The following is a 25,471-nucleotide window of genomic DNA, read 5'->3' on the forward strand; positions in this document are numbered from 1 at the left end:
GTGCGGCTGGCAGGATTCGAACCCACGACCCCTTGGTTCGTAGCCAAGTACTCTATCCAACTGAGCTACAGCCGCACGCGAAGACGGCATTCTAGCGCAGTGAGAGAAAAATGCAAGCCCCTTCTTGCCCGCCCGCCCTGGCTACCAGCGATAGCGCGCGCCCAGCGTGCCCCCAGGATTGCGCCCGGCTTTCAGCTTGACCCAGAGCTTGACGCCCCCGTTCGTGCTGCCGTGCGCGCCAAGGTTGACGGAAAGCAGCCCACGCAACATGTCGGGATCGATGCGGGTGCCATTGATATTGATCACCTGCTTGCGGTCCTGCCAAAGATCCGCCTCGACGAAGGGGTAGACCCCGCCGACGCCGGTCAGCCGGGTTGGCTGCGTCCGGTAGACCCGCACCACCACCTCCGCGGCGCTTGCGTCCGCCGGCTGTCCGGAGAGAAAACCGGTTGCGTTCTTATCGAGGCCGGGCTGATAGGCGAGTTGCAAGCGCGGCTGTATCGTCAGGCCGCCGCTGCGAGGCAATACGGTATCCAGCGCGAGCGCCATGCTTTGCATCCGGCCGCCAACAAGCCCGGTGGCCGAAGTGGCATCGTCCAGCCGCAGGAAGAACTCGGCGTGTCGCGGCCGGCTGACGGGTTCGGCATAAACCGGATCGCGCAAGGCCGCCGAAAGCCCGGGGGCATCGTTGTCCGCGCTGGGCGGAGCCGATGCAGTTGAAGTACTGCCGCCCCAGGAGGACCACTTGCCGATCGACGCGACCAGCGGTGCCTGCACATCGCCACCGCTGGCCGGCGCCACCGGCGACTGGGATTCGCTGGCAAGTTGCGCAACTGAATCGGGTTCGAGCTGATCCCAGCCGAGGCCAGCGTTGCTGCCGGAGGGACGCTCTTCGGCCTGCGCCAGGGAGGCCACCAACATAGCAAGGATCGAGCAGCAACAAAGCCGGCAAGGATGGGGATGGGCAGCGTATGTGCAAAGCCTGGTCCCTGCGGTGCCTGCACCACCCTGCGTCGCGCTCGCAGATGACACACTCCTGGCCATGACTGCAACCCCTGGCTGAAATGAACCATGTCGACTCTGCTTTTGAGCATAGGTCAAACAAGGCGCAAGCGTTAGGGGCTGGGCGCGCCTTGCGTGCGGCGCCGTACAGGGCTGCCTGGCGAGCGGCCGGCACGTTCCGCCCGCTCGCCACATCGCTATGCAAACCGGGGGCGCTCCGCTAGGATCGCGGCTGGCCGCCGGGACGCAGGACGAAAGCCCGGCGAGCCTGCCGTAGCAGCACAAGAAGAAGCGAAACAACGGAACAGCGGAAGATCCTGATGACCAACGACCCCATTGACAGGCCTGGCAATCCTGGCGAGCCCGATGCTTCAAAAATGAAACAGAACGGCGCCGCCGGCAAATTGCCGATCGCCCCGGTGCACAACGTCCTGCGCGAGACCCGCGAACTGCTGGGCAGCAGCGGCGAGCTCGAAGCCGGGCGCGGCATGATCACCGCCATCCTTGCGCTGGCCCTGGGCGGGCTGAGCCTGCTGGGCGTGATTGCCTTCCATTTCCCGCAATACTTGACCACGCCCGAGCTACGCCACAAGTATTCGGTCGACGTGTTGCGTCACGTGCTGTTTGCCGCGCTGCTGGTGTCCGGCGGCATGTCGCTGAGCAACCTGGTGCTGGGCCGCAAGCGCAGCCTGAACGCCGCGGCATTCGCACTGGTAGCGTTGGCGGTGGCGCTGGGCGGCTCACGCGTAGCCGTGGGCGACTTCCCGGACCACACGCCGTACATCGGCCTGGACTGGTTCATCCTCGACCTGCTCGGCTCGACGCTGATCTTCGTAGTAATCGAAAAGATGTTCCCGCTCTATCGCGGGCAGGCCGTATTCCGGCGCGAATGGCAGACCGACCTGGTGCACTTCGCGGTCAACCACTTCATCGTTGGCCTGATCCTGTTGACGGTCAACTTCCTGATCTTCCGCTTGTTCGGCTGGCTGGTGCGCGACAGCGTGCATGCGTTCGTGGGTGGCATTCCCTTCGTGCTGCAACTGCTGCTGTGCATACTCGCGGCCGACCTGGCGCAGTACTGGACCCACCGCGCGTATCACGAGGTGCCCTTCCTGTGGAAATTCCACGCCGTGCACCACAGCACCAAGACCATGGACTGGCTCGCAGGCTCGCGCCAGCACATGCTGGAACTGGTGTTCACGCGCGTGCTGGTGCTGGCGCCGCTCTACGTGCTGGGCTTCAACAAGGGCGTCATCGACGCGTACATCATCATCGTCGGCTTCCAGGCGGTGTTCAACCACGCCAATGTCCACCTGCCGTGGGGCCCGCTGCGCTACCTGGTGGTCACGCCGGATTTCCATCACTGGCACCATGCGTCGGATGACGAGGCGATCGACAAGAACTACTCGGCGCACTATGCCTTTCTCGACTACCTGTTTGGCACCGCGGTGAAATCCGGCAAGCGTTTCCCCGAAAAATACGGCGTAGTCGGCGACTACATGCCGGACGGCTTCGTGCGCCAGCAGCTATTCCCCTTCCGGCCGATGCCACCAGCACGCAAGGACGACGAGGCATAAGACGGTTCGGCATGCTGGCATCGACGTACGCCCACCCGGGCTCGAAGCCCCGCAGGTCGGCGATGTTTTATGCCGGCCGCCGTCCCATCGCGGATGGGGGCGAGACCAAGTGGCGTGCGTGGAGCGCGAAGAATAGGCCGCCATGGGCGGCGGCGCCCTGAAATGTGCCGGATGCCGCCTGGCTAGCAACCGCATGAAAGCGCGGCACAAAAGAAAAAGGCCGCTGCATAAGCAACGGCCTTTTTCATCGAGTCTTGGTGCCCAGAAGAGGACTCGAACCTCCACAGTGTTGCCACCGCTAGGACCTGAACCTAGTGCGTCTACCAATTTCGCCATCTGGGCTTCGTTTTGCTGCTTTGCCGCAGCGCCGCGAAGAACGACATTATGCAGAACACGGAATCTGCTGTCAACTCCTGCCCTGAAATTTCTTTGGAGGCCGCGATCAAGGCTGAAAACAGACGTGCCCAGGCCTGCCATCCAGGTGCAAGGTGGCCGTGGCGGGACGCGTGCTCGCCACCACCTTGCCGGCCCGCAACACCAGCAGGCGGGTGGCGCGCAGCCGGATCGCCTCGACCGCATCGCGTGCCTGCAGCAGCACCAGGTCGGCCCGGCAGCCCGGCGTGATGCCATAGCCTTCCAGGCCGAGGATGCGCGCCGGCGTTTCGGTGACGGCAGCAAAGCACGCGCGCATGGCGTCCTGCCCGGTCATCTGGGCCACGTGAAGCCCCATATGCGCCACCTCCAGCATGTCGCCCGAGCCCAGGCTGTACCACGGGTCCATCACGCAATCGTGGCCGAACGCCACCGGCACGCCGGCGGCCAGCAGCTCCGGCACACGGGTCATGCCTCGCCGCTTCGGATAGCTATCGTGCCGGCCCTGCAGTGTGATGTTGATCAGCGGGTTGGCGATGGCCGCCACGCCCGACTCCCGAATCAGCGGGATCAGCTTGGAGACGTAGTAGTTGTCCATCGAATGCATCGAGGTCAGGTGCGAGCCCGTCACCCTGCCCTGCAAGCCAAGGCGCACGGCCTGGCAGGCCAGCGTCTCGATATGACGGGACATCGGATCGTCGCTCTCGTCGCAGTGCATGTCCACCCGCAAGCCCCGCTCGCAGGCCAGCTCGCACAGGATGCGCACGGACTCGGCGCCATCAGCCATGGTTCGCTCGAAATGCGGGATGCCGCCCACCACGTCCACGCCCATGCCGAGCGCCCGCTTGAGATTGTCGAGCGCGCCCGGCGCGCGCAGCACGCCGTCCTGCGGAAAGGCCACCAGTTGCAGGTCAAGGTAAGGCCGGACCTTCTCGCGCACATGCAGCAGCGCCTCGGTGGCAAGCAGGCGCGGGTCGCACACATCGACGTGCGAACGGATCGCCAGCAGGCCCTTGGCCACCGCCCAGTCGCAATAGGCCAGCGCGCGCTCGACGATGGCGTCCTGCGTCAGCAGCGGCTTGAGCTCGCCCCATAGCGCGATGCCTTCGAGCAACGTGCCGGACTGGTTGATGCGCGGCAAGCCGTAGGACAGCGTCGAGTCCATGTGGAAATGCGCATCGACAAATGGCGGCGTCACCAGTTGCCCCGCAGCATCGACCTCGGCAGCGGCAGGCGCCTTGAGCGCCGGTTCCACCGCCTTGATGCGATCGCCCAGGATGCCGATGTCGATGCCGGCGCGGCCATCGGGGAGCGTGCAGTTGCGTAGGATCAGGTCGAGCATGGTGCGGGCCTTGTCATTATGATTGCTTGCCTGGAATCAGCGTTCACCCTTGCGATAGGGCTTCATCAGCGCCTGTGGGTAGGCGGCGCGGCGCGCCACCAGCACCAGCGCGAGGATCGACAGCATATACGGCAACATCAAGTAAAGCTGGTAAGGCAGCGGCGGCAAGCCGGGCAGGCTGGCGCCGCTTTGCTGCAGGCGCAGCTGCAGCGCGTCGAAGGCGGCGAACAGCAAGGCGCCGGCCAGCGCGCGGCCCGGCCGCCACGAAGCAAACACCACCAGCGCCACGCAGATCCAGCCCCGGCCGTTGATCATGTTAAAGAAGAATGCGTTGAACGCGGATAGCGTGAGGAACGCGCCGCCCACGGCCATCAGGGCGGAGCCCGCCATGATCGCACCGATACGCATCGCGCCTACGCGAATCCCCTGCCCCTGCGCCGCGGCGGGATTCTCGCCGACCATGCGTACGGCCAGCCCGAGCGGCGTCCGGTAGAGCAGCCAGGCCACCACCGGCACCAGCCCCAGCGCCAGCAGCGTCAATGCGGTCTCCTCGCCAAACACTGGGCTCAACATACCGCCGATCAGCGGAATGCCGCCGATCCAGTGCATCGGGGCAAAGGGCGTGATGGTGGGCGGCGCGGACACCGAGGCAAAGCCGAGCCGGTAGGCATAGTAGGACAGGCTGGTGGCCAGCATGGTCACGCCCAGCCCAGCCACATGCTGGGACAGCGCCAGACTCACGGTCAGCCAGCCATGCAGCAGCCCGAAGGCCAGCCCGACACCGGCTGCCACCGCCACCCCGCCCCATAGCGGCGCACCGTGATAGACGGCCAGCCAGCCACCGAAAGCGCCAGCCACCATGATGCCCTCGATGCCAAGGTTGAGTACGCCGGCACGCTCACACAGCAGCACGCCCAGCGTGCCGAAGATCAGCGGCGTAGCCACGCGCAGTACCGCGATCCAGAAGGGCGCCGAGGCCACGATATCGAGCAGTTCCATCAGGCCACCTTACCCGGGGCATCGAAGCGGATGCGGTAGCGTGTCAGCATGGTCGCCACCAGCATCGCGAGCAGCGCCACCGCCACGATCACGTCGGCAATGCTGTTGGGCACGCCCACCGCGCGGCTCATGCCATCCGCCCCCACCAACACCCCGGCCACGAACACCGACGCCGCCACCACGCCAAGCGGATGCAGCCCCGCCAGCATGGCGATAACCACGCCCGCATAGCCATAGCCGGGAGAAATATCGAGCGTGAGGTAGCTGGTGCGCCCGGCCACCTCCACCACGCCCGCCAGCCCCGCAAGCCCGCCGGACAACAACGCGGCCCACATCGTCACCCTGCGCACCGGCATGCCGGCGAAGGCCGCGGCCCGTGCATTTGCGCCTACCGCCCGCATCTGCAGGCCAAACACCGTGAAGCGGTTGACCGCCCACAGAATCACGGCCAGCGCGCAAGCCAGCAACAAACCGCTGTGCACGCGCGAGCGTTCCACCAGCTTGGCCAGCTCAAGCTCCGGCACCAGCGCCACCGATTGCGGCCAGCCCATCGCGGTGGCGTCTTTCATCGGGCCATCGAGCATCATCGAGACAAACAGCAGCACGATGAAATTGGCCAGCAGGGTCGTGACCACCTCATCCACACCGAGCCGGGTCTTGAGCCACGCGGCCCCAAGCAACAACATGGCGCCGGCCAGCATGCCCGCCACCACCATCAGGACAAAGAGCAAGCCCATGGGCAGTTGCTGCGCCCAGGGCGCAACCGCGCCATCGACCTGACCGCCAACCGCCACGGCGGCCAGCGCACCGAGATAGAGTTGCCCTTCCGCACCGATATTGAACAGCCGCGCACGAAAGGCCACCGCCACCGACAAACCGGTCAGGATCAGCGGCGTGGCACGCGTGAGCGTTTCCGACCACGCAAAACGCGAGCCGAAGCCGCCTTCCAGCAGCAGCGCATAGGCACGTCCCACCGGTGCGCCGGCCCAGCGCACCAGCAAGGCGCAGATCAGCAGCGTGGCAAGGATGGCGACGATGGGCGCCGCCAGCATGGCCACGCGCGAAACGCCGGTTCGGGCCTCAAGCCGCATGGAGCACCTCCTCTTTGCCCGCTTGCGCGTGCTGGCCACCGCCCGAGCCGGCCATGGCCAGGCCGAGCTCGCCCAGCGTCCACGCCGCCGTAGGCCGGGCTTCGGTCAGGTGTCCGGCATGCATCACAGCGATGCGATCGGCCAGCGCGTGCAGCTCATCCAGGTCCTCCGAGATCAGCAGTACGGCAGCGCCTTCGCGCGCAGCCTCGAGCAGGCGGGCGCGCACATAGGCCACCGCGCCGATATCGAGTCCCCAGGTTGGCTGGCTGGCCACCACCAGCCTTGGCGCGCTGCCTTCGCCGCGCACCGAGAGCGCCCGGCCCAGGATCAGCTTTTGCATATTGCCGCCCGACATGGTTCGCGCCGGCACATCGATGCCGGCGGTGCGCACATCGAAACGCGCGACCAGGTCCCGCGCGAAGCGCTGCGCGGCGGCGCGCCGGATGACACCCCAGCGCGAAAAGCGCGGCTCGCTGAGTTGTTCACTAACGGCGTTCTCCCACACGGCAAGATCGCCCACCACGCCGATCGCATGGCGATCCTCCGGCACGCGTGCCACGCCGGCCCCAATCCATGCGCGGGGCTTTGCGGGCATCGGCTTGCCTGCCAAGGTGACACGCCCCTCACTAGCCTCCAGCGTACCGCTGGCCAGCTCCGCCAATGCGGCCTGTCCGTTGCCTGAGACACCGGCAATGCCGACGATCTCGCCGGCACGCACCTGCAGGCTGACCTCGCGCAGCAGCGCGCGCCCGTTGGCAGCGCGCGCGCCTACGTGCTCCAGCGCGAACACGGGTGGCGCCGCGTTGCCATTGGCGCCATCCTCGACACTCGGCCGCGCCGCGCGTTCCGGCATCGCTACCACGCGGCCGACCATCAACTCCGCCAGTTCAGCCTTGGTGGTCTGCGCCGCTGCGCACTGCGCGACCAGCTTGCCGCCGCGCAGTACCGCGATGCGGTCGGAAACACGCAGCACCTCGTCAAGCTTGTGGCTGATAAAAATCACTGATAATCCTTCGGCGATCAGTTGCGCCAGCGTGGAGAACAGCGTCTCGGCCTCGTGCGGCGTCAAGACGGCAGTCGGCTCATCGAGAATCAGCACGCGGGCGCCGCGATACAACGCCTTCACGATCTCCACGCGCTGACGCTCTCCCACCGACAGCTCGCCGACCCTTGCCTGTGGGCGCACCGCCAGGCCGAAGCGCTCAGCCAGGGCCAGCACCTTGCCGCGCGCGGCGTGCCGTTCCAGGCGCCATTGCCACAGCGGCTGGGTGCCGAGCATGATGTTGTCCAGCACCGAAAGATTGTCGGCTAGCGTGAAATGCTGGTGCACCATGCCGATGCCGGCCGCCAGTGCCGCACGCGGCTGGCCGGGCGGCAACGGCTGGCCGTCCAGCTCCACCGTACCAGCGTCGGCAACGTAGTGCCCGAACAGGATGCTGACCAGCGTGCTCTTGCCGGCGCCGTTCTCGCCCAGCAAGGCCAGCACCTCCCCGCGCTGCAACTCCAGCGAGATATCGTCGTTGGCCACAAGCGGGCCGAAACGCTTGGTAATGCCAGCAAGGCGCAGGATAGGGGTGGACATGGATGGCTGATGATGGCGTTTAAAAGCGTCGACGGTTTGCTCCCCTAGCCCAAAACGAGGGCGAGGGGAGCAAACGCAGCCGGGCACTTCAAGTGGCTCTGGCCACCTCACTGCGACGACTTCGGCTCCGTTTCCACCACCTTCACCGCGAACTTGCCATCGAGGATCGCCCTCTCTTTCGCCTTGACCTTGGTTATCACGTCACCGGGCACCTTGCCGTCGAACGTGCCCAGCGGCGCCAGCTCCGCGCCCTTGAACTTCATCAGCGAATAAGGGCCGTAGTCCTCGCTCTTGAACTGGCCGGCCTTGACCTTGCCGAGCGCGGCGCCCACGGTGGGCTCCATGTTCCACAGCGCCGAGGCCACCACGGTAGCGGGATACTGCGGCTGCGTGTTGATGACATTGCCGATCGCCAGCTTGCCCTTTTCCTTTGCGGCGTCGGATACGCCAAAGCGTTCGGCGTAGAGCACGTCGGCGCCCTTGTCGATCATGGCGAAGGCCGCTTCCTTGGCCTTGGGCGGATCGAACCACGAGCCGATGAAGCTGACCGTGAACTTGACCTTGGGATTGACCTCGCGCGCGCCTTCCATGAAGGCGTGCATCAGCCGGTTGACCTCGGGGATGGCGTAGCCACCCACCATGCCGATATGGTTGGTCTTGGTCATGCCGCCGGCGATCATGCCAGTGAGGTAGGACGGCTCCTGGATGTAGTTGTCGAACACCGAGAAGTTAGGCGCCTGCGGCTTGCCGGAAGAGCCCATCAGGAACGCAGTCTTGGGATAGTCCTTGGCCACCTTGCGCGCGGCCGCCTCGACGGCGAACGATTCGCCCAGGATCAGCGACGAGCCCTGCTCCGCGTACTGGCGCAGCACGCGCTCATAGTCGGCGTTGGACACGCTTTCCGAGAACACATAGTCGATCTCGCCGCGCGCCTTGGCCTCGTTGAGCGCCTTGTGAATGCGCGACACCCATTGCTGCTCGACGGGCACGGTGTATACCGCCGCCACCTTCAGCTTGGCCTGCGCCTGCGCCGGCACGACGCCACCGAGTGCGGCCACGCTGGCGGCAGCCGCCGCGAATTTCAACCAGGACCTGCGCTTACCCTCAAAACTCATGGCTCTCTCCCCTTGTTGACGATAACTCCACGGCCAGGCCAGCCGGTTCCAGCCCGCAACCGCGCAGCAAAAGCCGCACCAGGTGGTCGGTGGCCTGTTCATAATCGCGCTGGCCCAGGTGGCTCACCCCAAGCACGGCGCAAACTTGCGACTCAAAATCGGCATAGGTCTGGGTGGCGGCCCAGATTGTGAAAAACAGGTGCTGCGGATCGACGCTGGCCATCTCGCCGCGCGCGATCCATTCCCGGATCACGCCGGCCTTGCGCGCCACCAGCGCGCGCAGCGCACCGCTGAGCACGTCGCGGATCTCCGGCGCACCGTGCAGCAATTCGTTGGCAAACACGCGCGAGGCATCCGGATGGCTGGCAGACAGCCGCATCTTGGCGCGGATGTACTGCTCCAGTGCCACCTGGGGCCGCTGCTCCGCGCCGATGATGTCGGTCTCGGACAGCCACAGCGCGAGCGTATGCGCCAGCACGGCCCGATATAGCGCCTGCTTGGTGCGGAAGTAGTAATGCAGGTTGGACTTCGGCACGCCGGCGCGCGTGGCGATCTCGTTCATGGTCGCGCCGGCAAACCCGGCCCGGGCGAACACGTATTCGGCCGCGCGCAAGATCAGCGCCTCGTTCTCCTGGCGGATGCGCCCCCCCGCCACTTCCCGCGGCGGCGGAAAGCATGGCGGTGGCGCCGTAGCCGGCGCTCCCATTACTTGGTGCCGTAGAGGCGGTCGCCGGCGTCGCCCAGGCCTGGCACGATGTAGCCGTGCTCGTTGAGTTCCTCGTCAATGGCCGCGGTGACGATGGCAACGTCGGGGTGCGCCGCTCGCAAGGCCTTCAAACCCTGCCGCGAAGCGATCAGGCACACGTACTTGAGCGTGCTCACGCCGGCTTCCTTCAAGCGGTTGAGCGCGGCGATGGCGGAGTTGCCGGTAGCCAGCATCGGGTCGACCACGATCACCAGCCGCTCATGGATGTCTTCCGGCATCTTGAAGTAGTACTCGATCGGCTCCAGCGTTTCCGGGTCGCGGTACAGGCCGATATGCCCGACCCGCGCGGCCGGCAGCAAGTCCAGCATGCCATCCAGGAAACCATTGCCGGCCCGCAGGATCGACACCAGGCACAGCTTCTTGCCCGAGAGCACCGGCGACTGCATGGGCGCGATCGGCGTCTTGATGGCGATGGTCTCCATCGCCAGGTCGCGGGTCGCCTCGTAGGTCAGCAGCTGGCTGATCTCGCGCACCAGCCGGCGGAAATTGTCGGTGGTGGTGTCTTCGCTGCGGACCAGCGTGACCTTGTGCTGCACGAGCGGATGATCCACTACCATCACGGACGCAGTGGCGGGCGGTACGGCGGAGAGGTCGGTCATGATGCGCTCCTGGAGGGCGGTAGCGGATAGCACTTGCTGGTTGCTCATGCTGTTTGCTGTTTGCTGTTTGCTGTTTGCTGTTTGCTGTTTGCTGTGGCGCGGGTCTGGCAAACCCGCTAGAACACCGTGCCGTCGCTGTTGATGGCGAAAGGCGGCGGGCCACCTGGCCTGCGCTTGGCGGCAATGCGCCGCCCCGCGGCCCAGGTGCCGCCCTCCAGCACGCGGGCCAGCGGGAACGACTCTGCCGACAACCCGAGCGCCTCGCGCACGGACGCGGCCACGAGGTCGAGTCCCGTCACCGTGAGCGCGCGCCATTCCACGATAACCGGCTCATCCACCGTGTGCGCCACGGCAGTGAAGCCAGGGTCGCGCGGCACCATCAGCTCGAAGTCGAACAGCAGCCCGCCGTTGCGGTATTCGGGCAAGCCCGTCAGGACCTCCAGCCCGGTCACGGTCAGGCCGGCATCTTCCAGCGGTTCCAGCAGCGAGTAGGTGAGCCACTGGGTCAGCTTGTGAAAAGGCACCAGGCCATCAGTACAGGCCGGGTGGTGCCAGCAGTCGCCCAGCGACACGCCTTCCAGGCTCACGCGCCCGGGCCATACCGGCCCCAGCGCCACCAGCAGCGTGGTAAGCACGAAGCCGGCCTCGATCCGCCCAGAGCTGGCATGCGCCTTGATGTAGTCGAACAGGTTGCCCAGCCGCGCCGGCGAACCAAAGACCGCTGGCGTGGCTTGCGCCACCTCGCCAAGACGGCGCAACAGCCCGGCGCGTCCATCCAGGCCCACCAGCGGGTTGTGCTGGGCCACCTGGAACGCGGTTGCGATGGAAGACGCATCGATACGCATCAGGCGCTCGGCATCGGAGCGCAGCGGCTGCCCCGGCTGGGCGGAGAAGCCGCCGCGCGCGAACAGGTCGAAGCTGGCCACGCCGAGCCCTTCGGAGCGCGTCAGCGACAGGTCGCTGGCAGGATCGCGATAGCGCCAGTCCGGGCCTGCGCCGGCATCCAGCAATACGCTGGGAATCACCAGGTCGATGCCGATGCGGGCGCGCTCCTCACGGTCGGCCTCGCCGGAGAGCCCGCCGCGTTCGCACAGGATCTGCCAGCGGTCCAGCTTCTCGCCAGGGCCGCCGCTCTCGAAATGACGCCAGCGGCTGTGGTACGGCACGTTGAGGTCGGGATAGCGCTGGCGGATGGTGGCCGCCACGTAATCGGCCACTGCCGGGATCCGCTCCGGATGCCAGGTAAACAGCTCGGACGCGCCGGCTGCCACATGATCCGTCACGGCAGCGCAGCGGGTGCGTACCGCCTGGCCGGTGAGCAACGCGGCGGCCGGATGGCCCGGCGGCACGGGACTGGCCCAGCCACCGGCATCATCCTCGCCGTTGATGAAGGGATTCGCGGCGCCGCGCACGCCACCCGCTTCGGGTATCTCGTTCATTCGTGCAGTCCTCTACCCTTGGCCAGCGCAAGTTCTTCCGCGTCGGGCGGGGTATAGCTCGTGAAGTAGCCAGCCGCCACCTTGGCGTCGATTTCCACGCGGGCATCGGCCGGGATCAGTGCATCGGGAATCGCGACCTGCTCGACCACCTCGATACCCTGAGCGGTCAGCGCCCCGTGCTTCATATTGCTCATCGAAGCCCAGCGGTCGATACGCCTGATGCCGAGCCAGTGGAACACGTCGGGCATGAGTTCCTGGAAGCGCATGTCCTGCACGCCGGCGATACATTCCGTGCGTGCGAAATAAGTCTCGGCCCGGTCGCCGCCAACCTGGCGCTTGCGGGCGTTGTAGACCAGGAACTTGGTCACCTCGCCCAGCGCCCGGCCTTCCTTCCGGTTATAGACCACCAGCCCCACACCGCCCTGCTGCGCCATCTCGATGCACACCTCGATGCCGTGGGCCAGGTACGGCCGGCAGGTACATATGTCGGAGCCGAACACGTCCGAGCCGTTGCACTCGTCGTGCACGCGGCAGGCCACCTTGGTCTCGGGCTTGCCAAGCTGGCTGACATCGCCGAAGAAGTACAGGGTCATGCCGCCGATCGGCGGCAGGAACACTTTCAGGTCGGGGCGCGTGACCAGTTCCGGAAACATGCCGCTGGTCTGCTCGAACAGGCTGCGGCGCAGCATGCTCTCCTTGATCTCGAAGCGGCGCGCCAGCCCCGGCAGGTACCAGACCGGATCGATCGCGGCTTTGGTGACCCGCACGTCGCCATTGGCATGAAGGATCTGCCCGTCGGGTGTGAGCCGGCCGGCCGCAATGGCGCCCATCAGTTCCGGCATATTGATGTGGGCACGCGTAATGGCGATCGAGGGACGGATGTCGATGCCCGCGGCGATCCGGTCGCCGAAGGCGCTGGAAACCAGGTGGCCCCAGGGATCCATCGAGACGATCTTGTCCGGATCGCTCCACTGCGGGTGAGGCCCGATGACCTCGGCCGGCGAGGTATCGGTGAGATCAGCGCGGTGGTCTCGCTGCAGCTTGCCGGAGGCCACCGCCAGCGCGCGGTAAACCGCGTATGCGCCGGAATGGGTGCCGATCACATTGCGCTGAGCCGGATTGGTCAGGCTTGCGATCACGGGGCCGCGCTCCGCTGCCGTGGCGGCCCCCCAGTGGATTGGCTCGGCCGGCTTGTCGCGGCGCGCGTGCGAGGTCAGGACAATATGATCGGACATGGCAGCCTCGGAACAAGAATCCTGACCAAACGGTCAGGTTTACGATTCCATAGTAGGCAACCTTCGTGCCATATCCCAATGCTCGTTTTTACCTTGTGTTGCACGCCGCACGATGCCGCTTGCGCACCGTGCCTGTGCGCAAGCGCCTCGGCCAGCACCAGTCCTGGTGCATAGGCACCATGCAAAAGCGGCACCGGGCCGCTGGGGCCGGGTGCCGCTGGCTATGCCTTCGGATAAACCGAAAGCGCTATCGGGACTATCGGGACTATCGGGACTATCGGGGCTATCGGTCGGTCAGGTTGACCGTTGCTGCCCCGCCTCCTGCCGCTGGACCGGCTCGTGGGCAGCGGGCCACAGCGCCAGGCGCAATGCGCGCAACGGCGCACCGCTCTCCACGTAGCGATGGAACAATGCCCCCGCGGCGTTGCTGAGCAGCCAGGCCAGCACCATGCCGAGCGCATTGAGGAGGGGCTGGTGCGGAGCCAGATGGAAGACCAGGGCATTCACCACCAGGCAAATCGGGAAATGCACCAGGAACACCGAGTAGGAAATACGCCCGAAAAATGCCAGGAACTGGGCCTGCGGCCAGTGCTCAAGCCAACCGCCACGGCGCGCCGTGCCGAGCAGGAGCGCGATGGCCAGCGCCACCGCGATGCGCAGCCGGAAATCCACGACCAGCGCTGCCAGCACCACGGTGCACAACACCAGCAGTGCCACCGGCGAACGCTCAGGCTCGGATGCCCAGAAGGCCAGCGTGCCCAAGCCGTAGGCGCCGAAGAAGTAAATCGCCCAGATATCCCATGTGGCATCACGGTTGAACCAGAACAGTGAAGCCAGCACCAGCCCGGCCACCGCCAGCGGGCCCATCGGGCTGCCGCCCACGTCAAACCATTGCTCGCAGCGGCGGGCTGCCCACAACGCCACCATCAACAAGGCGAACAACTGCAGGTCGATGGCCACATACCAGACGCCGGCAGACAAGGCATCGAAGTCCAGCACGTTGTGCAGCAGCAGCACATGCGCCAGGAACTGGTGCAGGCCGGGGGCACCGGGAATGGAGTCGTGATGCATCCAGGTGCGCGCGATGGCGGCACCGGCAATGGCAATCAAGATAGCCGCGGTATAGGGCACCACCAGCTTCTGATATCGGCGCCAGATTGCCTGCAAGGGGCGCGGCACCATCAAATGCCCGCCGGGCGCCACGCTGCGCGCCGCCAGGAAGCCGCTGATGACGAGGAACACCTGCACGGCGATGCGCGCGTACTGCGAAAACCAGTCGAGCAGACCGGGCGCCAGCACGTGGGCCGCATCGGACATGGGGCCATAGAAGGCAAGATGGTGCAGCACGATCAGCTGTGAACTGATCGCCTTGAGAGCGTCAATGCACGCCATGCGCGAAGGACGGGGGCTCATTTGTTATAAGAATGCTACAAAGTACACAAGGGCCGGATTCTACTCCCAGGAAACAGGATGGCGCCAAAACGGGCCACGATGCACCGCCGCAAAATGGCGAGAAGCGTTGTATTGGTCACACATTGCGCCGCAACATATGCACCAAACAGCATATTGACTGCATTTGCCTAAAAACTGTAACGATTCCCCACCGGCCCCCTGCATGACAGCCAGAGCAACGCCGCCGCCACGCCCAGCGAAACCCAATAATCGGTAGGCGCGCCGGCCCACCAGTGGATGTGCCAGGGCACGAAACTCGGCGCAAAGCGCGCCAGCCCGAATGCCGGGTTCAGCACGAACCAGAGAAAATCCTCGCTGATCCAGAACACCATGATGCAGGCGATCACGCGCGCCTCGGCGCGCCAGTTCCAGCGCCCGCCGAACACCAGTGAAAAATGGAAGAACAGCGCCACGCAGGGGAATACCCACGCGTGATACCCCGTCATCGGGCGCCCGCCCCAGAAAATATCCAGCAGCCAGTGATGCTCGATGCGCCAGGTGGGCAGGTTGGCCGCCCAGCCCGCGGCGCCCTCGATCTGGATCTCCACGTTAGCGAAGAAATAGGCCAGCAGCAGGGTCCACGCCACGGTCAGCACCAGCACCATCGGATGGCGCGACGGATAGGACTGGCCCGCGTGCCGGGTGGAAGAAGACAGGTTCAGCGCGCGCATCTCAACGCGCCGCCGTCGCAGCCGCGCCGCCGTGGCCGGCTAGCTGGCCGCACCGCGCCAATTGCCCGAGCACGGTTTCCAGCACGCGGCGCGCCGCCGCCGGTTGCCCCAGCGCGCTAGCCCGCGCACGCATCTGGTCGAGCCGCGCCGGCTCCGCCAGCAAGAGGCGCACCCGGTATTCGAGCGATACCAGGTCGACCGCCTTGAGCGCGGCGCCTTGCTCCAGCAGGTAATCGGCATTGCGCTCTTCCTGCCCGGGAATCGGCGCATTGACCACCATCGGCACGCCCATCGCCAGGCATTCGGACGTGGTCAGGCCGCCGGGCTTGGTGATGACCAGATCGGAGCACGCCATCAGACGCTCCACCTCATTGGTAAAGCCGAAGGGAAAGAGCCGCCCGGAGTGTGCGGCGGCGAGGGTCTTGAGCCGCGCCAGCGCGGTCTCGTTGCGCCCGGCAAGCACGATCAGCTGGAAATCGTGCTCCAGCCGCATCAGCGCGCCGGCCACTTCATCAAGGCCGCCAAGGCCTGCCCCACCCCCCATCAGCATGATGGTGCGCCTTGCCGGATCGAGCCCGAAATGCTGTGCGCAGGCCTGGCGATCCTGCGGATGGGAAAACGCCGGCACCACCGGAATCCCTGTGGTATGGATGCGGCCAGCCTCGATCCGGCTGGCCCGCATGCGAAACGCGATTTCCTCGCTGGCGGCAAAGTAACCCGTCATATGGGGAATCACCCACATGCCGTGCAGATCAAAGTCCGTCACCTGCACCCACACGGGCACCGCCAGCCGCTGCCGGCGCACCTCATGCATCAGGATCTCGGCGGGCAGGAAGTGCGTGCAGACGATGGCATCCGGGGCGAACTCGTCGATCGCACGGCGCAGCGCGCGCGTGCTCAGCCGCTCGGCGGCGCGCCGCAGCTTTTGCATCGGCGCTGCCGGGTCGGCCTCGGAAGTGTGCTGGTACAGCATGCCCCAGAGGGCCGGATAGCTGTTTACCAGCTTGATGTAGAAGTCGGTGTAGAGCTTGCGAAACGTGGCCGGGACGTATTCCATCACGTCCAGGTGAAGCGTCTGCACGCCGGGGAATTCGGCTTCGGCGGTAAGACGCAGTGCTTCAGCGGCGCGCATGTGGCCGGCGCCGGCGGAAACACTGAGGAACAGGATCTTCTGCTGCTGCATGGGGATTGTGGGAGATTGGGCTGCCGGGGTGATCCCGGAGGTGCCGGGACGCTGGGGTGCTGGAGAGTTTCGGCGCGGTGCTCACTTCATGACGAAGGACTTGATCAGCGTCAGTTCGCCGGGCTTGCGCATCGGCACGCGGAACACCTGCTGCTTTTCGTTGGGCGTGTTTTCATCGGTGATCAGCGCTACTTGCGCCACGGTAATGGCTTCGGGACCGGCGCCGCTGCCGTAGTAGTTCACATAGACCAGGTAGGTGCCGGGTGGCGGCGCGGCAATCGAATAGATCTCCGGGCCATAGCCGGTGGTGACGTCGACATCGAGCGCGCCGCCGTTGCTGGCCACGCGATTCGCATAGAAGGTGTGCTGGCCGTCGGGCGCCACCACATGCAGGTCCAGGTCGGTCTGATCGCTGTCCCAGGACAGCACCACGCGCAGGCGCGGACGGGTCTTGCCCTGGTAGCCGTCGTAGAACTGCACGCGCTTGCTGGCGCCCTGCGCACTGCGGATCTCCACGCTGTTGCTGCCGCCCGAGAAGGCGTAGGGCCGTGAGAAGCGGCCATCCTCCTCAACCCGCTGCGGCATCGCCACGCCGTTGACCACCAGGGTGGCAACCGAGCCGCCACCGCGCCGCCCGCGCCCGCCGGGTGCGGGGCTAGACGCGGCGCTCGCGGCATCCGCCTCGGACTTCGGCGCCGCGCGGATGCGCCCGGCAATCATGGCGCTGGCGGCTTGCCCGGCTCGCGTGGAGACCGCCACCGCCGGGTAATGCACTTCCTGCGTATAGGCCGAAGCATCACCGGCCGAGTTGCGCCAGCCATTGCGCGGCGTGGTGAACTCGATGGCATCGTCGGCTCGCGCGGCGCCGGCCAGCAACAATGCCGGCAGGGTCAGGCTGATCAAGGCTAGTTTCGGCGAGTGCTGCATATCCACGGTTCCTTCCTGCGTTCTTTGCGACTGCTTTCTGGCTAGGCGTCGGTCTGGCTATCAGTGTGCCTGATCGATGTGTCGGATCAGAAGCGCACCGACTTCATCAGCGCCAGTTCGCCCAGCTTGCGCAGCGGCACCACGAGCGTCTCACGCTTTTCATTGAGCGTGTTCTCGTTGTAGATCAGCGTGAGCTTGGCGGTAATCAGGTCGCGATCGTTCTTGCCTTTCTCGAAGTTGTAGCCGTCGGCGTTGAAATTGCCCCAGTAGTTCACATAGAACAACCACACCCCGGGACGCGGCGCCGCGCTCGAGAAAATCTCCGGCCCCGCACCGTCCACGCTATCCACGTCCAGGCCGCCCCCTTCCGGCAGCAAGGGCCTGGCAAAGAAGGCATGGCCACCGTCAGGTGAAATCACATGCAGGTCGACCTCGGCCTTGGGATCGTCCCAGGTCAACACCGCGCGCAGCTTGGCCTGGATCTTGGTCGCGTCGGCCTCGTAGAACTGCAAGCGCTGGCGCGAGGCGCCATCAGCGGACACGATCTCCACACTGTTGGAGCCCCGGCCAAACGCCCACGGCCGCGCGAAGCGCCCCTGCTCGTCGGCATACAGCGGCATGGCCGTGCCGTTGACCACCAGCGTGGGCGGCTTGCGGCCCTCCTTGCCGACCTTGCGCAGGCGCCCCTCGATCAGCGTGCGGTACTTCTGCGTGCCCCGGTCCACCGGCGGCTTGGGATAAGCGGCGGTATAGCGCTCGAGCTCGTTGGACAAGCCGCCGTGGCGCCAGCCGCCCACCGGGCCGTCCAGATCGGCAACCGGCTCGGCCGCGGCCACCAGCGGCGCCGCGGCACAGGCCAGGGCCAGCACGCCGTGGCGCCAGTTGCAGGACAGATTACGGGTGAGATTCATGATGGGTTTTGCGTACGTACCAGCTTGCGTGCCATGGCTTCGACAAAGCCTTCGTCCTGCCCGCGCGGGTGGCGGGCAAATGCAAGATGGAGATATTCATGAGCCAGCGCAATGCGGTCGTCCTCGCTGGCCAGCCGGTGGATATAGAGCCGGTTGCGACGCGCATCGGCATAAGGGCGGCCTTCGCGCACTTCGCACACTGCGGGCAGCGGCGGCGTTTCATAGCCCGGCTCCGCCGCCAGCCGGCGCTCCCAGTGCGGCGCGCGCTGCGCCAGCCACTGCCGCGCATTGGCCACCGCCAGGCAATCGCCGGCCACGGGGCTCTGGAACGAGGTGAGCGTGGCCTGAGGCCACCAGCGGGCCAGGATGGCATCGAACGACTGCCCCTGCCCGGCCGCGCGCCGGGCCTCCAGCCAGGCCATGCGCCCCTGGCCGCTCGCGTCGTGGTGATAACGCACGGCCACGCCGGACAACACCAGCGCATCGGTCACATCAGCGGCACGCCGCGCCGCGGCGGTAGGTGCACGTGGCAGCACACGCTGGGTGCGGCTGCTATCTGCAATATGAAAGCAGCCTTGCTCACGCGTGGCTTGCTGGATCAGGTAGCTGCGCGCGGCCACCGCCAGGGCGCGGGCGGCCTCGGGCTCGGTGGTGTCGCCCTCGCGCTCGACCACCCGCGCCACGTAGTCATTGAGACCGAAACGGCCCACTACGCGCGGCGCGGCGCCGGGCTTGCGCAGCAGCATCAGTTCGCCACGGCTCTCCACGCGCAGGGTGTTGCCATTGGCAAACTCGGCGCGATAGGTGCCGTTGAGCGGGCCATCCGCCACGGCCTGGCGACTTGCGCCGGTGCCATTGCCGGTACCGGTACCGGCGGCTTGCAGATCGCGCAGCGCATAGCGCTCGAACATATCGACCAGCACGCAGGCGCCATCATCAGGCACCGGCACGGTGGCCAGCAACGGCTGCAGGCGGGGCGCCGCACGGCGCAGCACATTGGCACTGGCGCCGGGGCCGCCCAGCCAGACCGGGCTGCCATCGGCAAGCCAGCCGGCCGCGCCGCCGATGGATGCGCCCGGCCGCGCCGGGTCCGGCATGGTCCACGTCTTGGCGCGCAGCAGGCTGCCATAGTTGGCCAGCGTGCCTTCGCCGCGCCCCACCGTCAGTACCGATACCAGCGTCGCGGCGGCTGCCTGTTGCGCGGCGGGGGGCACGGCATGCAGCCCGGCGAGCAGATCGGCAACGGCCACGTTGCGAGCGGGCTGCATCGCCCGCATGTCCTGCAGCCACGCGGGTGCGCCGGCCTCCTTCCAGAAACGGCGCCAGTCGGCAGCGGACAAACCCAGCCGCCGCGGCTCGAAATAGCGTCCGCAGGATTGAATCAGCGCACGCTCGCGGTCGATGCTCTGGCCGGGCGTGCAGCAGTAAACCTCCTCCGGGTCACCACCACGGCAGGTGTAGTCATCGGATGGCTTGTCGCGGCCGACCAGGTAGCCATAGACGAACAGCTTCCACACGCTGCCCAATGGGGTCTGCAAGCTGGCAGGCAATGGCGTGGCAGCGGGCGCGGCGGCGTTGCCGTCGAGGGCGAACAATTGCGCGTCCGCTCCCCCGAGCCGCGCGAAGCGCAGGGGCTCGGCGGGCGCGAGCGTGGCAGCCAGCACCGGCCCGGCGCACGCCGCACCCACGGCGGCCAGCACCGCAAGCCGTCGCCACCAGGCACGGCCGGCGGCCATGCGCGCTGCGCCGTTCATGCCCGCCTCACTCCACCGTCAAGGGGAAACCCGCCGTCTTGCCGTCGCCTTGCAGGGCCTTGGCATCTGGCTGGTACATGCGGAAGTAGCGCACCGGGGGCAGGTTGAACTTGCCTGGCAGCGAAAAGCGCACCAGCTGGCGCAGCACCACCGGGCGCTCTAGCGAGACTACCGGCTGGTGATACGACAGCATGCCCATCTCGTATGTCACGGCGCGCTGGAACGGCTGCAGGCCGGTGACCTTATTGTCTGGATCGGGCAAGCCGTCGATCCGCAGGCCCCACGTCGTGCCCTCGACCTCGCCGCCGGGCGGCAGCGGTGCTTCGACCAGCCCGTAGCGATAGGTGCCCTGGCGCGGGCTCAGCACGATTTCATCGACGTAGAGCGTGTTGCTGTCGAGCTTGTCGCCCGGCTTGACCGGCTTGGCCGAGAAGCTCAGGCCGGCCGTACCCGCCGCGGCGGCTTCGGCTGGCTTGCCGTCCTTCGCTGCGCCATCGCTCGTGGGCACCAGGCGATAGAGCTTGCGCTCGATGCCGATCGGCAGGCGCGAGGCTTCCTGGGCACGGCTGCGGTAGGACACCACGGCATTGGTGTTGAACGACTGCGAAGCCGCATCCATGTTCTGCGGCACGGTAAGCGCGAGCGTCTCAGGCAGTTGCGCCCCGCTCCAGCGCCATTCCGGCAGGCCGAGCGGGCTGCGCGTAGCCTTCCAGTTGCCCTGCGGCACGCGCAGCGCGGGATCGCCCTCGCCGGCCAGCCCGCGGCCCAGCCCGCCGCCAAGGGCCTTGTTGAGCCACACCAGCGTCACGGCCCGGTCAATCGTCGGTGAGGCAGCGCCGGCGCGGGCCAGCAGCGCCTGCACGTCGGAAGTGGCCGCGCCCTTGCCCGCCATCAGCAGCAGGCTCTGCACCAGCGGCGAAGGATCGCTCGCCAACGTCAGACGCGCGGCCTCGGCGGCGCTGGCCAGGCCTTCCGGCATCGGCTGGCCGATCTGCTTGTAGAGCTGCGCGGCCAGCACGGTCGCCACGCGGCGGCCTTGCGGCGAATCCGGTGCGGCAAACACCAGGCTTTCGCCCACGGCCGCGCCAGGCGCGTCGGCGCCGGGGCGAGCGAGCTCGCCGGCCACGCCACCGAGCTGCGTGGCCACCGGCAAGCCCATCTCGTTGATGAACCACAGCGCGAGCGCACGGTGCAGCAGCGGCTCCTTCATGGCCTGCTTGTAAGCTTCCAGCGTGCGCTTCCAGTGATCGGGCGGCAGGCTGATGCCGACGGCGCGCGTTGCCAGCCAGTCGGCGTAATAGGCATACGCCGTCAGCAGCGCGCTATTGCCCACCGTATCGCCCCACCACCCAAACTGGCCATTGACCCCAGCCAGCAGCGCCAGGCGCTGGCGCTGGGTGCGCAGCAGCGCGTCGATGCCCTGGGTGCCACCACCCGTGTCCGCGCCGGTGGCGGCCAGGCTGCGCTGGGCCAATGCCAGCGGAATCAGCCGGCTGGCGGTCTGCTCCGTGCAGCCATAGGGATAGGCCAGCAGGTCGTCCGCCACGCGGGCAAACTGGCTGGCAGCGCCATCGACGAAGCGCAGGCGTATGTCCTGCGCATCCGCCGGCAGCTTGAACGCGGCATTGGCACCTGCCAGCGGCAGCGTCAGCTCGCGCTGCGAGAGCCAGCCGGTGGGCTCGACCGTGAGCGTGGTCTGCAGGCGGTCCAGCACTTTGCCCTGCAGCTTGATCTCCGCATTGACCACGCCACCCTGCAGAGCGCCCTGCGCAACCGGCAGGCGCACGTAGTTAGCGCCACGCTTGAGCGTCACGCTCTGGTTGATGTTCAGGCCGGCGCCGATCACCACGAGGTCCGCGGCCACCTCCTGCTCACCCTGGTTGAAGGCCACCATGTCGATGCGCGGCGCGTCCTCGGCGCGGTAGCGTTGCGGCCCGGTCCATTTGAGATACAGGCCCTTGTCGGACCGGATGCTGGCGGTGCGCTGCCCTACCATGCCGTCGGCAGACATCGCTCGCACCGTGATGCGCCAGCGGGTCAGGGAGTCAGGCATGGTGAAGCTCATGCGCGCGCGGCCGTCTGCGCTGGTACGCAGGTTGGCCTCCCACGCGGCAGTGTCTTTCTCGTCACGGCGTGGGCGCTCCAGCACCTTCACGCCACGCTCGTTATAGCGGCCTCGCTCAGGGCCACCGGCGCCGGGCTGGCCCGACACGGCGAGGTCGTAGCCGATGAAGTTCAGGCTGGAAGTGGTGCGCACGCTGTTGCGGCGCGGATGGTAGAAGAAGTCGACGATGCTCGGGGCGATTTCAGGCTGCAGCACGTAGACCATCTCGTCCACCACGCTGACGGTGAGATTCGCCGGCACGGGCTTGCCATTGAAGGCGCTGGTGAGGTCCAGCGTGACGGTCTCGCCGGGGGCATAGACAGGCTTGTCGCTCTTGACCACCAGCTCGATCGTGGGCTGTACCACGGCAATGCCGGCGTTCTGGAACACGTAGTCGCCGTCCTTCACGTACAGCACGGAGAACGTCATATTGGGGCTGAAATCGTTACCCACCTTGATCCGCGCCCGCCATTGCTTGTCGGTGACCTTCTCCAGCGACAGCCAGTCGCCACCCTTGGACAGCAGGCCGCGCCGCTCCACCCGGTCGCGCTCGAGCGTCAGCAAGGCATCCTCGACGGCGAGCGGGAACGTCACCAGCGCTTCGGCCGTGTCGCCGATGCGGTAGCGGTCCCGGTCGAACACGATCTCGATATTGCCCGGCACGGTCTGCAGGCCCTCGCCGGCCACCCAGTGGCTAGCGGCGGCCAGCAGATTGCCCGCGCCGTCCTTGACGGAGAGCGTGTACGAGCCCGGCTGGTCGAACTTGACCGGGAACGACACAGTGCCGTTGGCGGCGGGGCTCAGCGCGCCTTCGCTGCGGGTGCGGGACTCCAGGCGCACCAGTTCCCACTTGGCCGGCGCCTGCGCCGAGGCCTGCCCGCCTGCGGCCAGCGCCTGCAACTGGAAGGTCACGCTCTGGCCCGGGTTGGTGAAGTTGGCCGGCGCTGTCAGCTTGTATGGCGTGGCGCCACGCGCGATCAGCAGTTCGCGCGTGACCTTGACCCGATAGGCCGCGCCGTCGTTGGCGAACACCGTCACCACGTAACGGCTCGGATCCTTGGCGGCAGGCAGCACCAGCGCGGCATTGCCACTGCCGTCGGTGGTCAGTTCCTGCTGCTCCAGCTTGACCGGGAACAGGCCGGCATATAGCAGCTCGCCCTCCACCATCGTCACCTGCTGCGCGCGCAGGCTGACGGACAGCTTGGCGTCCTTGACCGGCTTGCCGTCGGGATAGCGCAGCTGGATCTTGCCCTTGACCGCCTCGCCGGTGGCATAGTCGGCCTTGTCCAACGCAAGATTCACGTCGAAATGCGGCTTGATGTACTCGGCCACACGGAAGGCGCCGCCGTAGGTGTTGCCACCGTAGTCGAAGCGCAGCGTATAGCCGCCGGCCAGGGCATTGGCGGGCAGCGTGAAGCGCGCGTCGGCGCCGTTGTCAGCGGCCAGCGCGGTAGCGACCGAGGCCAGCGGCGCGCCGTTGGGGTCCAGCACCTCCAGCTTGATATCACCGGGCGCAGCGGGGCCGGATTCGGTGGCATTGCGGAAATTGCGGCCAATGAACTTGACCCGGACTTCGTCGCCGGGACGGTACAGCGGCCGGTCGGTGAAGGCGTACAGCTTGGTGTTGTAGATCTCGCTGTCGTAGTAGAAGTTTTCCGAGATAAACGCGCCGCCGGCCGGATCCACGCCCAGCAGGTAGCTGCGCTCCGGGCTGGCGTGGGCCAGATCTGCCGCACCGTCAGCGCCAGTGGTGGCGCTTTGGAGCACGCCGAGACCATCGGTCCAGGCCAGGCTGGCGCCGGCAACCGGGCGGCCGCTCTTGCGCTGCGCGGCCCAGACCAGCATACCGTTGCCGGTGCTCTTGGTAATGGCCACGGTATCGGACACAAACAGCAAGGTATGGGCGCGGTAGGTGCCGATGATGCCTTCGACGATGTACAGGCCCGGCTTGAGCTTGCCCAGCGGCACCATCACGTTGCCCGCGTCTCGCGGCAGGAATTCGCTGCTGCTGCCTTCCAGCTTGACGTCCTTGGGCGGCGCGATTTCCTTGGCGTCCCAGATCGGGTAGCGGAAGCGCTCGACCACGTCATAGCCCTTGAGCGGCTCGTACTGCGGGTTGTTCTCGAAGCGGGTCGGCTGGGCAATCTGGTCACCCATGCTGAACTGCGGCGCGTCCTCCACCGCCTTGCTGCGGGTCGCGAACGACAGCACGCGTTGCCATGCGCGGCGCGCCTGCTTGTACCAGCTATCCCACAGGTAGGACAAGGTATTGGCCAGCCCTTCGCCGCGGTAGTTCGCCTTGACGTCGATCCGGTGCAGGTTCTTTTGTGCCTTCAAGAAGGCGATCGGATCGGCGACCCGGTACACGAGGATGTCGGCGCCGCCGTAGCGCTGCAGCTCGCTCTTGTATTCGCGGCCCGGGGCTTCCAGGCGCACCTGCGCCGTCTGGTCGCTGCCGTAGCTGGCGTCCGACAGCAGGAAGAACGGCTGCCCTTGGAAGGCGCTATAGCCGCTTGACGGCACCGTGTCGAGCGTGGCGCTCGGCCGCTCGGCGGCGCCTGCCGCCTGGGTGCCTGCCAGCAAGGCAAGCGCCAGCAGCATGCGGGGGATGGAGGAACGCAGAAGCGCGCTTGCGCGCGTCATGACGACAAGCATCGTCTTTACCTCGACAAAAAGGCGAAACGGAATACGCCGATGAAATTGGGATTGCCGTCCTGCGGCTGCCAGCGCGAATCGTTCCATTGCATCAAGCGGGAAAGGGTGACGGCACGCAGGCCGTTATCGGTACGGGTCACGGTGCCGGTGTGATAGGCCAGGTACTGGCCCATCCAGATCATCAGGTGCTGTTCATCACCCTGGTCGTAGAAAAGCAGGTCGCCAGGCTGCGCCAGGTTGACGTTCCTGGCGACAAAGCGGCTATTGCCCTGCACCAGGGCCAGGGCGGAGGCATAAGCCCCGGTGCTGCCGTCGGCGCGGGTCCAGCGCTGGCCAAGCGTGCGCTGGCTCGGGCTCAGGCTAAGCTCCGGCGGCAACTGGCGGGCCGAGGTGCTGCCTTGCATGCCGTTGGCGCGCAGCCAGCGCGCGTCATGCACCTTGAGCGCCTCGCCCACGGCAAAGCGCACCAGGCCCGCACAATCGCGCTGGTACCAGCGTGGGGTCGGGCCCTGGCGCAGCTGCTCGCCGACGATGCGCACGAACCAGGCACGAAACGCCGCGGATTGCGCGGCATCGAGCGCATCCGCGTCTGGCGTGTCCGACGCCAGGCCCGACAAGGCCCAGGCCCGACCGCCGCCAGCCAGGGGCAAGGCAAGCGCCAGCGCCGCCAGCATCGAGCGGCGGCCTCGGCTCAC

General features: G+C 66.7%; 19 protein-coding genes and 2 tRNA genes. 1 reads left to right on the top strand and 20 read right to left on the bottom strand.

All coding sequences use genetic code 11. The annotated features are described in order from the left end of the window. Position 1 precedes the first annotated feature (1 nt). Together AC07XB_RS13630 and AC07XB_RS13635 are read right to left on the bottom strand one after the other, a co-directional pair. A tRNA-Arg gene (locus tag AC07XB_RS13630) sits at positions 2-75 on the bottom strand. Positions 76-141: 66 nt separating this feature from the next. Beyond that, positions 142-921, bottom strand: coding sequence for a hypothetical protein (locus AC07XB_RS13635; protein WP_492828307.1), 780 nt, complete (start codon positions 919-921; stop codon positions 142-144). 569 nt (positions 922-1,490) lie between these two features. Between AC07XB_RS13635 and AC07XB_RS13640 the strand changes: the two genes are divergently transcribed. Continuing rightward, the gene (locus AC07XB_RS13640) at positions 1,491-2,579 is read left to right on the top strand and encodes a sterol desaturase family protein (protein ID WP_492374716.1); all 1,089 of its coding nucleotides are present in this window, start codon (positions 1,491-1,493) and stop codon (positions 2,577-2,579) included. A 255-nt stretch (positions 2,580-2,834) separates the two neighbouring features. Here AC07XB_RS13640 and AC07XB_RS13645 read toward each other — a convergent pair. From AC07XB_RS13645 to AC07XB_RS13730, 18 genes are all read right to left on the bottom strand, one after another. Next, positions 2,835-2,921, bottom strand: a tRNA-Leu gene (locus AC07XB_RS13645). 100 nt (positions 2,922-3,021) lie between these two features. Continuing rightward, complete coding sequence (locus AC07XB_RS13650; RefSeq protein ID WP_492374711.1) at positions 3,022-4,293, bottom strand: amidohydrolase family protein; 1,272 nt, start codon at positions 4,291-4,293, stop codon at positions 3,022-3,024. A 36-nt stretch (positions 4,294-4,329) separates the two neighbouring features. Further along, entirely contained in the window at positions 4,330-5,295 is a 966-nt protein-coding gene (locus AC07XB_RS13655; RefSeq protein ID WP_492828318.1) for an ABC transporter permease, read from the bottom strand. Beyond that, a complete protein-coding gene (locus AC07XB_RS13660; RefSeq protein WP_492810554.1) occupies positions 5,292-6,383 on the bottom strand; it encodes an ABC transporter permease in 1,092 nt (363 codons plus the stop codon). The genes AC07XB_RS13655 and AC07XB_RS13660 overlap by 4 nt, the downstream gene beginning before the upstream one ends. Continuing rightward, complete coding sequence (locus AC07XB_RS13665; RefSeq protein ID WP_492828305.1) at positions 6,373-7,965, bottom strand: ABC transporter ATP-binding protein; 1,593 nt, start codon at positions 7,963-7,965, stop codon at positions 6,373-6,375. The genes AC07XB_RS13660 and AC07XB_RS13665 overlap by 11 nt, the downstream gene beginning before the upstream one ends. Positions 7,966-8,072: 107 nt before the next feature. After that, the gene (locus AC07XB_RS13670) at positions 8,073-9,080 is read right to left on the bottom strand and encodes a BMP family protein (RefSeq protein WP_492828303.1); all 1,008 of its coding nucleotides are present in this window, start codon (positions 9,078-9,080) and stop codon (positions 8,073-8,075) included. Then, entirely contained in the window at positions 9,070-9,786 is a 717-nt protein-coding gene (locus AC07XB_RS13675) for a TetR/AcrR family transcriptional regulator (RefSeq protein WP_043355603.1), read from the bottom strand. Before AC07XB_RS13675 ends, AC07XB_RS13670 begins: the two co-directional genes overlap by 11 nt. Beyond that, positions 9,786-10,445 (bottom strand): uracil phosphoribosyltransferase, encoded by a 660-nt coding sequence (gene upp, locus AC07XB_RS13680; protein WP_174427839.1) that lies wholly within the window; start codon positions 10,443-10,445, stop codon positions 9,786-9,788. The genes AC07XB_RS13675 and upp overlap by 1 nt, the downstream gene beginning before the upstream one ends. A gap of 116 nt (positions 10,446-10,561) precedes the next feature. Beyond that, on the bottom strand, positions 10,562-11,884 hold the full coding sequence (locus tag AC07XB_RS13685) for a URC4/urg3 family protein (protein WP_492374707.1): 1,323 nt from the start codon (positions 11,882-11,884) through the stop codon (positions 10,562-10,564). After that, positions 11,881-13,119, bottom strand: coding sequence for a GTP cyclohydrolase II (locus tag AC07XB_RS13690; RefSeq protein WP_492810561.1), 1,239 nt, complete (start codon positions 13,117-13,119; stop codon positions 11,881-11,883). Before AC07XB_RS13690 ends, AC07XB_RS13685 begins: the two co-directional genes overlap by 4 nt. A 294-nt stretch (positions 13,120-13,413) precedes the next feature. Beyond that, positions 13,414-14,532, bottom strand: a complete 1,119-nt coding sequence (locus tag AC07XB_RS13695; protein WP_492374706.1) for an acyltransferase family protein — start codon at positions 14,530-14,532, stop codon at positions 13,414-13,416. Between the two features lie 167 nt (positions 14,533-14,699). Beyond that, the gene (locus AC07XB_RS13700; protein ID WP_183037099.1) at positions 14,700-15,176 is read right to left on the bottom strand and encodes a hypothetical protein; all 477 of its coding nucleotides are present in this window, start codon (positions 15,174-15,176) and stop codon (positions 14,700-14,702) included. Between the two features lie 67 nt (positions 15,177-15,243). Next, positions 15,244-16,425, bottom strand: a complete 1,182-nt coding sequence (locus AC07XB_RS13705; protein ID WP_492374705.1) for an MGDG synthase family glycosyltransferase — start codon at positions 16,423-16,425, stop codon at positions 15,244-15,246. An 81-nt stretch (positions 16,426-16,506) separates the two neighbouring features. Further along, the gene (locus AC07XB_RS13710) at positions 16,507-17,352 is read right to left on the bottom strand and encodes a YfaP family protein (RefSeq protein WP_183037100.1); all 846 of its coding nucleotides are present in this window, start codon (positions 17,350-17,352) and stop codon (positions 16,507-16,509) included. 86 nt (positions 17,353-17,438) lie between these two features. Then, positions 17,439-18,263: a YfaP family protein gene (locus AC07XB_RS13715; protein WP_492810565.1), complete on the bottom strand. Its 825-nt coding sequence runs from the start codon at positions 18,261-18,263 to the stop codon at positions 17,439-17,441. Next, on the bottom strand, positions 18,260-20,017 hold the full coding sequence (locus AC07XB_RS13720) for a DUF2300 domain-containing protein (RefSeq protein ID WP_492828301.1): 1,758 nt from the start codon (positions 20,015-20,017) through the stop codon (positions 18,260-18,262). Before AC07XB_RS13720 ends, AC07XB_RS13715 begins: the two co-directional genes overlap by 4 nt. Positions 20,018-20,024: 7 nt before the next feature. Next, entirely contained in the window at positions 20,025-24,776 is a 4,752-nt protein-coding gene (locus AC07XB_RS13725; RefSeq protein ID WP_492828299.1) for an alpha-2-macroglobulin family protein, read from the bottom strand. 5 nt (positions 24,777-24,781) lie between these two features. After that, a complete protein-coding gene (locus AC07XB_RS13730; protein ID WP_492828316.1) occupies positions 24,782-25,450 on the bottom strand; it encodes a DUF1175 domain-containing protein in 669 nt (222 codons plus the stop codon). Positions 25,451-25,471 lie beyond the last annotated feature (21 nt).

The sequence above is a fragment of the Cupriavidus sp. GW821-FHT02F09 genome (genome assembly GCF_059421605.1).

What these genes read in the sequence shown, in the direction of transcription:
- AC07XB_RS13715 (WP_492810565.1), bottom strand. Translation starts at nt 18,263, where the DNA reads ATGAATCTCACCCGTAATCTGTCCTGCAACTGGCGCCACGGCGTGCTG.
- AC07XB_RS13720 (WP_492828301.1), bottom strand. Translation starts at nt 20,017, where the DNA reads ATGAACGGCGCAGCGCGCATGGCCGCCGGCCGTGCCTGGTGGCGACGG.
- AC07XB_RS13700 (WP_183037099.1), bottom strand. Translation starts at nt 15,176, where the DNA reads ATGGTGCTGGTGCTGACCGTGGCGTGGACCCTGCTGCTGGCCTATTTC.
- AC07XB_RS13695 (WP_492374706.1), bottom strand. Translation starts at nt 14,532, where the DNA reads ATGAGCCCCCGTCCTTCGCGCATGGCGTGCATTGACGCTCTCAAGGCG.
- AC07XB_RS13730 (WP_492828316.1), bottom strand. Translation starts at nt 25,450, where the DNA reads ATGCTGGCGGCGCTGGCGCTTGCCTTGCCCCTGGCTGGCGGCGGTCGG.
- AC07XB_RS13690 (WP_492810561.1), bottom strand. Translation starts at nt 13,119, where the DNA reads ATGTCCGATCATATTGTCCTGACCTCGCACGCGCGCCGCGACAAGCCG.
- AC07XB_RS13705 (WP_492374705.1), bottom strand. Translation starts at nt 16,425, where the DNA reads ATGCAGCAGCAGAAGATCCTGTTCCTCAGTGTTTCCGCCGGCGCCGGC.
- AC07XB_RS13725 (WP_492828299.1), bottom strand. Translation starts at nt 24,776, where the DNA reads ATGCTTGTCGTCATGACGCGCGCAAGCGCGCTTCTGCGTTCCTCCATC.
- AC07XB_RS13710 (WP_183037100.1), bottom strand. Translation starts at nt 17,352, where the DNA reads ATGCAGCACTCGCCGAAACTAGCCTTGATCAGCCTGACCCTGCCGGCA.
- AC07XB_RS13685 (WP_492374707.1), bottom strand. Translation starts at nt 11,884, where the DNA reads ATGAACGAGATACCCGAAGCGGGTGGCGTGCGCGGCGCCGCGAATCCC.
- AC07XB_RS13650 (WP_492374711.1), bottom strand. Translation starts at nt 4,293, where the DNA reads ATGCTCGACCTGATCCTACGCAACTGCACGCTCCCCGATGGCCGCGCC.
- AC07XB_RS13675 (WP_043355603.1), bottom strand. Translation starts at nt 9,786, where the DNA reads ATGGGAGCGCCGGCTACGGCGCCACCGCCATGCTTTCCGCCGCCGCGG.
- AC07XB_RS13640 (WP_492374716.1), top strand. Translation starts at nt 1,491, where the DNA reads ATGATCACCGCCATCCTTGCGCTGGCCCTGGGCGGGCTGAGCCTGCTG.
- upp (WP_174427839.1), bottom strand. Translation starts at nt 10,445, where the DNA reads ATGACCGACCTCTCCGCCGTACCGCCCGCCACTGCGTCCGTGATGGTA.
- AC07XB_RS13660 (WP_492810554.1), bottom strand. Translation starts at nt 6,383, where the DNA reads ATGCGGCTTGAGGCCCGAACCGGCGTTTCGCGCGTGGCCATGCTGGCG.
- AC07XB_RS13670 (WP_492828303.1), bottom strand. Translation starts at nt 9,080, where the DNA reads ATGAGTTTTGAGGGTAAGCGCAGGTCCTGGTTGAAATTCGCGGCGGCT.
- AC07XB_RS13635 (WP_492828307.1), bottom strand. Translation starts at nt 921, where the DNA reads ATGTTGGTGGCCTCCCTGGCGCAGGCCGAAGAGCGTCCCTCCGGCAGC.
- AC07XB_RS13665 (WP_492828305.1), bottom strand. Translation starts at nt 7,965, where the DNA reads ATGTCCACCCCTATCCTGCGCCTTGCTGGCATTACCAAGCGTTTCGGC.